Raw genomic sequence first — 9,303 nt, forward strand, 5'->3', positions numbered from 1 at the left:
CGAGCCCGAGAAGACGGCCGCCTATCTGGGCTCGGTGGCGGGGGCCTGATGGGCTTCCGACCAGCAATCCAGCCGTCGTTGTCTGTCGTTGCCTGTCGTCATTGGTCGCCCTCGGACGGCCCACAGACGGCCCGGCCCAGGGCCCCGAAGAGCCGCTAGCGTTAGCGGCAGGGGTCGCTAACGTTAGCGACCCTGCTAGCGACCAAAACCGCAGGTGACCAGCACGTTAGCGGATAGCGAGCCGTCTGGGCAGACCCCGGAATCGGGCTGTTAGACGCCGCTCGGCAGGGGCGCCGGCGGATCGCTATCGGGCCGGGCCGTGTCCGGCCGTCGGTCCGTCGTGGGGGAGAGCGAGAAGGAGCGGCCTACGGCCGCGCGCCTTTGGGCTCGCCATGCTCGCGCGCCAGTCGTCACCCGGTGCCGGGCCCCGCAGGCGTCTCTCTCCTTGGAAGGCGTCTGAGGGAGGCTTTTACCTTCGGGGGGACAGACGGCCCGCCCCGCAGGTAAAAGCCGTCCTGGGTGCCTTCCAAGGGGGAGACGGCAGGCGTGGGCAGGCGCCGCCGGGCCCCTTCCGCTCTCTGCCGTTCCAAGGCTCTTCAGTGAGGGGCAGACGGCCGTGCGCCCCCGCGTTTCCTCCCCCCGCTGAAGAGTGCTCTTCCTTCTCTTACTAGAGAGTTGAGGGAAGACAGCCTCCGCAGCGTCCGCCGGGCATCGCTCACCCTGTCTGACCTGCACTGTTCGTGTGGACGCTAAACAATTTGTTTAGCGTCCGCTAGCGTCCGCAGCGTCCGGCCACGCTCTGCTACTAAGAGCATCTTTTCGCAGGTCAAAGCGGCTCTTAGGGGGAGGGAGGTTGCGGACGCTGCGGACGCTAGCCCCCGGAATGACGAAGAGACCACGCCGCGCGGCAGGGTGGTCTCTTCGTCTGTGGCCCACTGGCAAGAGGAGCACCACGCCGGCGGGTGCTCCTCTTGCTTAGGCCTGTTCACGGGCAGGCCACACAGCGCGGCGGTGCTCAGCTCGACACGGCGGCCGTCGCGCGCGAGCGCAGCGAGCTGCCAAGGGATCGCGCGGCCGTAGGGCGCACCTTCTAACCTGCGTGGACAGGGTCGGTCGACGGTGACTCCGGAAGGAGAGAACGTGGCACATCAGCGGTTCTGATGATCTGATCAATGCCGATGAATCGGCTAGCTACCAGAATTCCCGCCTCGTGAACAGCGGAGCCAGCGTGGCTTGCTGAGGCGTCTTCGAGAAGCCACGGGGTGAGGTCTCGTTCGAATGCGTCGACCGCAGTTTTGAGTACACAACTTTCTGTGGCGATGCCGCAGATGTACAGGTCAGTCCAGCCGTGCCGTTGGACGAGTTTCGAACCTTCTTCTGAGAATAGGCTGTAAATTGTTTTGTCAAGGATAGCTGTCGCTTGCTCAGCCAAAGGAAGCAGGTCGGGGACAATATCCGTTTGCGGAGAATCCTGTAGTGCGGTCCAGTGGATCATTCGCTCAAACGGGCTCCCTGGATAGTTCAGGTAGCGCGTAAAAACTACATCCCCACCATTCCCCTGCCATCGAGAAACCAAATCTGCGATCACGGGAATCACGGGCCGGGACGGTTCGCGAATGAAGCCGTTTTGGGCATCGACGACTACGAGAACGGCCTTATTTTCTCCCACGTTTTACTTCCCCTCGCATTCACGTAGCGTTTCAACTGCCTGTGACAGGTGCCGCGCGAGCCCGCTAGTTTCTACGATGGCCTCACGCATGGCGCGATGCTGGAATGTTTCTGTTGCGCGTTCGGTTGTGATTCTGGACCTGATTCCCCTGAGGAACCTCCATCCGAACTCCGCTGGAACATCGGGATCGAACCCTTTTTCTACCTGCACCCTGATGTGGTCGCAGTATGCCCAAATGGCCTGAACGGCCAACTGGCAGGCCACAAGGTCCCGTTCGGGAAGTCCTCGCTCTGGCGCAACTGGGTGATACACGACGCCTGACCAGGATGCGAAACCATGGGAAATACCCTTGACCCCGAAGTTCACCATCTCTGAATGATTGAACCCCTCGCGCAGCAATGCTTGTTCGACCAGGGTGGCATGCCCTAGTGAATCTCTCGCATCGCTGCGGACGTCATCGCGTTCGAGTAGGACGCGTGGCATACACATAATGCGCAGTGCTGTTTCCATCTGAATGCCGGACCATATGGAGCGATCTAGCCAGTAGAGGCTGAGTACGTAGGAAGCGTTGACGTCCGCACTGCCGGTGATCCTGCGCAATTCTTCTTGCGCCCAAATCATGTTTTCCTCATAGGAGGAGCGGCGCCATACGGCCAATTCGGCGACTTGCGTGATGGGTCGATCCTCAACGAGGTGATACATGACAACACCGAATGGCCAACTGTATAGATCGCAGCGCGCGCCAGAGAGGCTAACTTCAGTGCGATGGCATTCAAGCCACTGTGTATCGGCGCTGCGCATACCTTGCGAATCAACTATTTTGGCGACAGCGGCGGGCCCTACGAATATCGGGATGAATTTATGGCTTTGTAGGCCACAGGTTGAATCGCCCTCAACCGGAGATCCTGCGACAAGGTCGCCGAAAAGTTCATGGGCGGATTTCTCGTATGCCTCGCAGAGTAGGCGGGTGTAGAAATCATCAGGCCGGGCGACCCGCCCTGTTTCGATTCGATACAAGGCCTTTTCAAGGGCCGCTAATCCTGGTGAGCCCCACCCTTTGCTCAGGCAGAGGGAATCCAAAGCCTTTGCGAGTCTTGGCCTACCCCACCCCCGTTCGCCCCTGAGGGCTATCAATACTTGATTTGGAACAAAACGCTGTTCCCTGTCGGCTGTCCCCCTGTCCATGCCTCGTGTCCCCCTGTCCATGGACGTGCCTGCTGTCTAGCGCTGTCTGTCTCTGTCGTCTGCCGGTGCTTCCCCGTCAAAGGCACGCTCGATGCATGACACAGCGACGGACCGTCAGAAGTCAGGAACTCGCCCGCTCAAGAGCGTCAAGCCGGGCCCGGATCTCCGCCATCTCTGCCCGCAGCCTGTCGACTGCATCGCACTCATGCGTGCCGAGTTCGGGTGGTGTGGAGCTTTCTGCCTCGGGGATCGCCTTGACGAAGGTGCCCCTGCCGGCCACGGCTTCGAGATACCCGGCGCGCTGGAGCTCTTGTACTGCTCCTTGCACTGTCAGCTCGGCTACTTGGAACTCGGTCGTCAGCTCCCGCAGTGACGGGAACTTCGCGCCCACCTCGTACTGCCCCGTCGTCAGTCGCCGCCTGAGTTCATCCAGGATCTGCGCCTTGAGTGGTCTTGCCCCAGTTCGATTGATCGGCATAGACCCAGGCTACGACATGCACCGCAGTGTGCACTAGAGGACCGAAGGAAGGGGGGTTGACGAGCGCGGAACCTTAGGGCACCGTAGTGCACAGCAAGGTACCCAACGGGTCGCCGGTGTTCCCGCACCAAACGACCCGTTGGGGCCACACAACGCAGAGCGGCGCTCGCGGCCAAGCAAAGCCGCCGCTCCTGACCCAAAAGGGGTACCTCCATCATGCCTGGAACCATCGCAGAAGACAGGACCGACCAGCTCGGGGCTCGGGGCAAGGGTCCCGGTGGGCGCCGTCTGAAGTGGGGCGAGATGATCCCGCTGACGCCGGAGCAGTCGGAGCGGCTGGGGGAGTTGTTCGCGCAGTTCAATCACCTGATGGTGCCGTACGCCCGGCGCAAGCTGATGACGTGGCGGGGCTTGTCCATTGCGCGGGCCGGGGCGCTCGCTGAGGACATCGCGCAAGAGGCGTGGGTGCGGGTTGCCCGTACCCGGGACGTCCTTGAGCCGGGTCTGACGCGGGATCAGCTTCACGCCATGCTGTTCCGGACTGTGCAGCACCGCATCACCGAGTACTTCGCCGTGCCCATGGCGGCTGAGGAGCCGATGGCGGGGGAGGACGCGGCGGACTGCCAGACGCTGTGCCTGTTCATGACGGAACAGTGTGCGATGGCGGAACTCCCCACGCACCTGCGCCGAATGGTGGAGAAGCTGCCGGACCGGGAGCGCGAGGCGCTGATGTTGGCGCTGGACGGCACGTCGGCCGAGCCGATCGGCGAACACCTCGGGTGCAACAAGACCACCGCCTTGCAACTGCTCAAGACGGCCGTCGTCTTGCTCAAGGTGGTCAACCCTGTGCTGACCGGTGGTCCTGTGGATCCGATGTCACTGCCGCTGTGGCAGCGCGAGGCGCTTAGCGGGACGGATCCGGTATGGCGCTCGGTCCTGCTGCGCCTGGACGACGACGTGCGCTCGGTCCTGCTGCTCTTGGAGCAGGGTGTGACGCGCGCCGAGGCTGTCGAGCGGCTCGGCGTGCCGGTGAACCTGGTCAAGGCGGTGTCGCGCTGCCTGCCGCACCTGCGCAGCCTGACCGCCGATGACCTGGCGGTGGCGGCATGAGCGAGGACCTCAACTTCCAGGACCGCATGTTTTTGGAGAGTCAGGCCGTCTATCAGAGCATCGTCGACGGTCAGGCTCCCAACGACGTGGAAGCCGCACTGATGGAGGCTCAGCTTCGGGCCTCCCAGGAAGGCGACCAGGCGTGAGCAACCGTCCGCCGCACCTGAACTCGCATCGGCGGCGAGCCCGTAAGCAACGGCTCGCCGCCCGCGACGGGCAGCAGTGCTACTACTGCCGCCGTCCCTTCCGGGACCTCCGGGAGGCCACGGCCGACCACATCGCCCCGGTGAGCCTGTGGCGTTCATGGTCGGTGTCCTCGCTCGTGCTGGCCTGCCGTCCGTGCAACGAGGCGAAGGCCGACCGGTTCCCGCTCTCGCTCGCCTTGGTCCTGCTGGTGTGGGCCGACCCGACCGCGCCGGTCGTCCGTCCGGTCGACGTGCCGCTGTTGGCCCGACTCGCGGCCGCCAACCGGTCGCCTCTGACCTGTGTGACGAGCCGCGTCACACCCCGCGTCACGCCCCGATCGGCGGCCGTCGGGTCGGCCGACTCGGACCGGCAGCGGTCTACCCGCAGCCTGCATGAATCGACTTCCCCCTGCACCCGACGGCGACCGACCACACGGCCCGACTGTCTGCGCGCGCCCCGCCCCGTGCGGGTGTGCGTGCGGCCGACCGGAGAGGCGACGCCCGCATGACCACCACTCGATCCGAACGACCCGTCAACGGCCACCCCCACCCCGGCATGAATCGACCCGACCCGACCAAACCGGCCGCCCGCCGACCGGCCCACAGCACGGACGACAGCGGTAAGCCGCCGCCCGCCGCCGCGCGGATCGTGGCCATGGCACGCGAGGAATACACGTTCGTGATGTCCTCCGACGGCCGCCCCTACGCGGTCGCCCTGGACGGCCCGAACCTCGCACTCCCGCTACGCGGCCGGGCTGGACTCAGGCAGCGTCTCGCCCGCCGGTTCGCGGACGCCTACCCCGGAGAGGTGGCCTCACAGTCCGCGCTCGCCGACGCCATGACGGTGCTCGAAGGCATCGCGGAAGACACCGACCCGGTAGCCGTCCACCTGCGGGTGGGGCGCGCGCCCGCCGGCGCAATCGTGGTCGACCTCGGCACCGCCGACGGCCGCGCGGTCGTCATCACTGGCACGGGATGGAACGTAGCGGACCGCGCTCCGGTGCTCTTCCGCCGCTCCGGGGCCATGGCGCCGATGCCCACACCCGTGCTGGACGGTGACGGGCTGGCCAAACTGCACGCCCTGCTGAACATGGACGAACCCACGTTCCACCAGCTCGTTGCGTGGCTGGTCTCGGCCTGGATTCCCGACATCCCGCACCCGGCGCTCGTGTGCAAGGGAGAGCAGGGCACGGGCAAGTCCAAGGCAGCGCAGATGTTCATCAACCTCATCGACCCGTCCCCGGCCGCCAAGCGCAGCTCACCCCGTGACGAGAAGGCGTGGTCACGGCAGGCGTTCAGCTCATGGGCGCTGTGCCTGGACAACGTGAGCACGATCCCGCCGTGGCTGTCGGACACGCTGTGCAAGGCGGTGACCGGTGACGGAGTCGTCGACCGCGCCCTGTACACCGATGACGACGTGGTGGTTCTCACCTTCCGGCGGGTGCTGGCCCTGACCACGATCGACGCGGGAGCTCTCGCGGGCGACCTCGCCGAACGCGTGCTCTTGCTCGACTTGCAGCTCATCGACTCCGAACGGCGCCGCTCGGAAGAGGAGTTGGACGCCACCTTCGCGGCCGTCCGCCCGGCCGTGCTCGGGGCCCTGTTCGACGTGCTGGCGTGCGTGCTCGCGGTGCTGCCGTCGGTGCGGCTGGAGTCCATGCCGCGTATGGCGGACTTCGCCCGGGTGCTCGCCGCAGTCGACCAGACGCAGGGCTGGAACACCCTTGGCGACTACTTGGCCACGTCCGCGAACGTCGCCACCGACGCGTTGGAGGGCGACCCGTTCGCGCTGGCCATCGGCCACCTGGTCGACCAGGCGGGCACCTGGCAGGGCACCGCCGCGCAGCTCCTCGAAGCCTTGCCCGTACCCGGCGGCATCCGGCCGCCGAACTGGCCCAAGGACGCCACCCGCGCGGGCGGCCGGGTCAAGCGGCTCGCCCCGCTGCTGCGGTCGACCGGGATCACGGTGGACGACACGCAGCGTAGCCGAGACAGGCACCGGCACAAGCTCCTCACGCTGGCCCGTGCGGCACCGGAGGAAGAGCCAGCGTCCGCACCCGACCAAGGGTCTCTCTGGCCCGAGGGAGAACCGCCCGGGGAGCGAGATACCCCACCTGATCAGCCCTGACGTCACCGGAGAACCCTCCGGGCCGGGCCGCAGACCAGCGGCCCGGACACGTCGAAGCTGCGGACGCTACAGCCGTCCAGCGTCCGCAGCGTCCGCACTAGCGTCCGCACCCCTCACCCCCTCTGAACTGCCGCGATGTGGCCGTGCGGACGCTGGGGCGCTGCGGACGCTGGAATACACCAACTCTCTAGGACGGCGACCGGCATCACTCCCACGCACCGCACCCACGGACACGAGGAGTCACCAACGCCATGGCCAGCCCCGAGCACACCGACCCCCGCGCCATCCTCCGATCCGGCCTGCCCGACTGCTACCTCACCCCCGAAGACCTTGCGGTGAAGTTCAAGCTGCCGAGCGTCGAAACGCTCTACCAGTGGCGCCGCAAGGGCATCGGTCCGGCCGGTTTCCGCGTCGGCAAGTACATCCGCTACGACCCCGCCGTCGTGGCCCGCTGGGTCACCGAACAGACCGACGCGGAAGCCGCCTGAGCCTCGCTTGCGCAAGCGACCCCCGCCGCTTGCGCAAGCAACCCCGCTAGCGACCAAAACCCGCACTGATCAGCAGTGAAGCGGCAAGCAACCCGTCCGCCGACGCTCCCGAAACCGGGCCCGATCCGGCGGGGAGGCACCACCCGCCGGACGGGGGAGGCGGGGAGAACTCCCCAACCGCCTCCCCACCCCGCATCCCCCGTGCTGATCAGCGCAAACAGCACTTTGGGGAGGCGGGGAGGCACCGCCCGGACACCCCGAAAACCGCCCCTGGAAGCCACCCCGGGGCCCCTGTCTCAGCCTCCCCGCCGGGCCCCGGCGGACACCGCATACGGCAGGGAGGACACCCTCGCCGACGCAGGGAGGCAGGGAGAACTCCCTGACCGCCTCCCTTGCCCGCCTCCCTCTGCCTGACCAGCACGGACACCCCCTCAGGGAGGCAGGGAGGCAACCCCTCAGCACCCCGGGAAACCACCTCTGGAAGCCAGTCAGAGCCCCTGTCTCAGCCTCCCTGAGACATCGCCCGGAGGTTGCTACCGGTAGCGACCCGACCCGCTACCGGTAGCAACCCCGCTAGCACCCCAAACCCCTAGTGATCAGGCCCGTAGCGAGTAGCGGGCCCGGCACCGCACACCCCGAAACCGGCCGGACGGCGCCCACCGGACCCCGCCCCGCCCTGCTACCGAGAAGGGAGTCAGCCCCCATGGCTGGCCACATCCAAGACCGCTGGTACAAGACCGAAACCGACACCAACGGCAAGACCGTACGCGTCAAGAGCGACCGCTACGGGACGGGCATGCGCTACCGGGCCCGGTACGTCGGCCCGGACGGCACGGAGAAGTCCAAGAGCTTCCCCGACCGTCAGAAGCGGCTCGCCGAACAGTGGCTTGCCAACATCGAGGCGGACATGTCGCGCGGGCAGTACGTCGACCCGCGCGCGGCCAAGACGACTTTTCAGCAGTTCACCGAGAAGTGGCTGACGACGCTCGGGGCAGACCCGAACACCCTGGAATCCATGAACTCCCAACTCCGACGTCACGCCTTCCCGCACATCGGTTCGCGCCCCCTCGGGTCGTTCCAGCCTGGGCACATCCGTGAGTGGGTCTCGGTGCTCGAACAGAACGGCGTGCCAGGCTCGTACGGCAGGGCCATCTACGCGAACGTACGCGCCGCCCTGAGCGCCGCCGTCGACGACGGCCACCTGAGCCGCAACCCGTGCTCGGCACGCTCGGTCAAGCCGCCGGCGCTTGACCCCAAGCGGGTGGTTCCGTGGTCCCCTGAGCGGGTGTTCGCCGTGCAGAAGGGCATGCCGACGCGATACCGGGCCATGGTCGACCTGGGGGCCGGTTGCGGGATGCGTCAGGGGGAGATCCTCGGAGTGGCCGTAGACGCACTCGACTTCGACTCCGACACGCTTCACGTGGTGCAGCAACTCAAGCTGTGCCGCAGCAGGCCCGTGTTCGCCCTTCCCAAGGGCGGCAAGGTACGGGACGTGCCGCTTCCCGGACCCGTGGCCGATGCGCTCCGGGCCCACATGAAGCAGTTCCCGCCGGTTGAGATCACGCTGCCCTGGAAGACGCCCGACGGTCCGAAGGTGACCAAGCGGCTCATCTTCCTCGCTCCGGGCGGCAACCATGTGTGGCGTACGACGCTGAACGAGGAAGCGTGGAAGCCCGCTCTCGTGTCAGCGGGAGTCATCCCCGAACCGGAGACCAAGGCTGACGGCTACGCCGCCGCGCGTGAGCACGGCATGCATGCGCTGAGGCACTTCTACGCGTCGGCGCTCCTGGACGGCGGGGAGAACATCAAGGCCGTCAGTGAGTACCTTGGACACAGCAATGCGGCGCTGACGCTGCGGATCTATGCGCACCTCATGCCGAGCAGTCAGGAACGCACGCGCGGGGCGATAGCCAACGTCTACGACAAGGCCCGACGCCCGACCTGACGGCCCACAGACGGCCCACGGCCCCTTACGGGCACGCCAGTTGGAGGGAAACCGCTGGTAGAACGCCTGTTGGGCCGTGGGCCTGCTTCTCCGAGCCCGAGAAGACGGCCGCCTA

Annotated in this window: 9 protein-coding genes; 6 read left to right on the forward strand and 3 right to left on the reverse strand. The window is 66.4% G+C overall.

The genetic code is table 11. From position 1 onward, the window contains the following. Positions 1 to 1,090 precede the first annotated feature (1,090 nt). The 3 genes from G3I71_RS44280 to G3I71_RS44290 all read right to left on the reverse strand — a co-directional run bounded on the left by G3I71_RS44280 (position 1,091) and on the right by G3I71_RS44290 (position 3,332). Positions 1,091 to 1,669: a cysteine hydrolase gene (locus G3I71_RS44280; protein ID WP_164324458.1), complete on the reverse strand. Its 579-nt coding sequence runs from the start codon at positions 1,667 to 1,669 to the stop codon at positions 1,091 to 1,093. Between the two features lie 3 nt (positions 1,670 to 1,672). After that, positions 1,673 to 2,371, reverse strand: a complete 699-nt coding sequence (locus G3I71_RS50560) for a hypothetical protein (protein WP_203732974.1) — start codon at positions 2,369 to 2,371, stop codon at positions 1,673 to 1,675. A 604-nt stretch (positions 2,372 to 2,975) separates the two neighbouring features. Beyond that, positions 2,976 to 3,332 (reverse strand): GntR family transcriptional regulator, encoded by a 357-nt coding sequence (locus tag G3I71_RS44290; RefSeq protein ID WP_164324462.1) that lies wholly within the window; start codon positions 3,330 to 3,332, stop codon positions 2,976 to 2,978. A 216-nt stretch (positions 3,333 to 3,548) separates the two neighbouring features. Between G3I71_RS44290 and G3I71_RS44295 the strand changes: the two genes are divergently transcribed. From G3I71_RS44295 to G3I71_RS44315, 6 genes are all read left to right on the forward strand, one after another. Next, positions 3,549 to 4,442, forward strand: coding sequence for an RNA polymerase sigma factor (locus G3I71_RS44295; protein WP_164324464.1), 894 nt, complete (start codon positions 3,549 to 3,551; stop codon positions 4,440 to 4,442). Continuing rightward, entirely contained in the window at positions 4,439 to 4,588 is a 150-nt protein-coding gene (locus G3I71_RS51910) for a hypothetical protein (RefSeq protein ID WP_239149738.1), read from the forward strand. Before G3I71_RS44295 ends, G3I71_RS51910 begins: the two co-directional genes overlap by 4 nt. Beyond that, complete coding sequence (locus tag G3I71_RS44300) at positions 4,585 to 5,136, forward strand: HNH endonuclease (RefSeq protein WP_343243276.1); 552 nt, start codon at positions 4,585 to 4,587, stop codon at positions 5,134 to 5,136. Before G3I71_RS51910 ends, G3I71_RS44300 begins: the two co-directional genes overlap by 4 nt. Beyond that, on the forward strand, positions 5,133 to 6,755 hold the full coding sequence (locus tag G3I71_RS44305; protein ID WP_164324468.1) for an ATP-binding protein: 1,623 nt from the start codon (positions 5,133 to 5,135) through the stop codon (positions 6,753 to 6,755). The genes G3I71_RS44300 and G3I71_RS44305 overlap by 4 nt, the downstream gene beginning before the upstream one ends. A 251-nt stretch (positions 6,756 to 7,006) precedes the next feature. After that, a complete protein-coding gene (locus G3I71_RS44310) occupies positions 7,007 to 7,243 on the forward strand; it encodes a helix-turn-helix domain-containing protein (RefSeq protein WP_164324470.1) in 237 nt (78 codons plus the stop codon). A 703-nt stretch (positions 7,244 to 7,946) separates the two neighbouring features. Continuing rightward, positions 7,947 to 9,188: a tyrosine-type recombinase/integrase gene (locus tag G3I71_RS44315; protein WP_164324472.1), complete on the forward strand. Its 1,242-nt coding sequence runs from the start codon at positions 7,947 to 7,949 to the stop codon at positions 9,186 to 9,188. The last annotated feature ends 115 nt before the right edge of the window (positions 9,189 to 9,303 follow it).

This window comes from Streptomyces sp. SID12501, assembly GCF_010550245.1.
Classification (GTDB): domain Bacteria; phylum Actinomycetota; class Actinomycetes; order Streptomycetales; family Streptomycetaceae; genus Streptomyces.

Excerpts from the sequence above, each read along its gene's own strand:
- G3I71_RS50560 (WP_203732974.1), bottom strand. The coding sequence starts at position 2,371 with ATGTATCACCTCGTTGAGGATCGACCCATCACGCAAGTCGCCGAATTG.
- G3I71_RS44290 (WP_164324462.1), bottom strand. The coding sequence starts at position 3,332 with ATGCCGATCAATCGAACTGGGGCAAGACCACTCAAGGCGCAGATCCTG.
- G3I71_RS44295 (WP_164324464.1), top strand. The coding sequence starts at position 3,549 with ATGCCTGGAACCATCGCAGAAGACAGGACCGACCAGCTCGGGGCTCGG.
- G3I71_RS51910 (WP_239149738.1), top strand. The coding sequence starts at position 4,439 with ATGAGCGAGGACCTCAACTTCCAGGACCGCATGTTTTTGGAGAGTCAG.
- G3I71_RS44305 (WP_164324468.1), top strand. The coding sequence starts at position 5,133 with ATGACCACCACTCGATCCGAACGACCCGTCAACGGCCACCCCCACCCC.
- G3I71_RS44310 (WP_164324470.1), top strand. The coding sequence starts at position 7,007 with ATGGCCAGCCCCGAGCACACCGACCCCCGCGCCATCCTCCGATCCGGC.
- G3I71_RS44315 (WP_164324472.1), top strand. The coding sequence starts at position 7,947 with ATGGCTGGCCACATCCAAGACCGCTGGTACAAGACCGAAACCGACACC.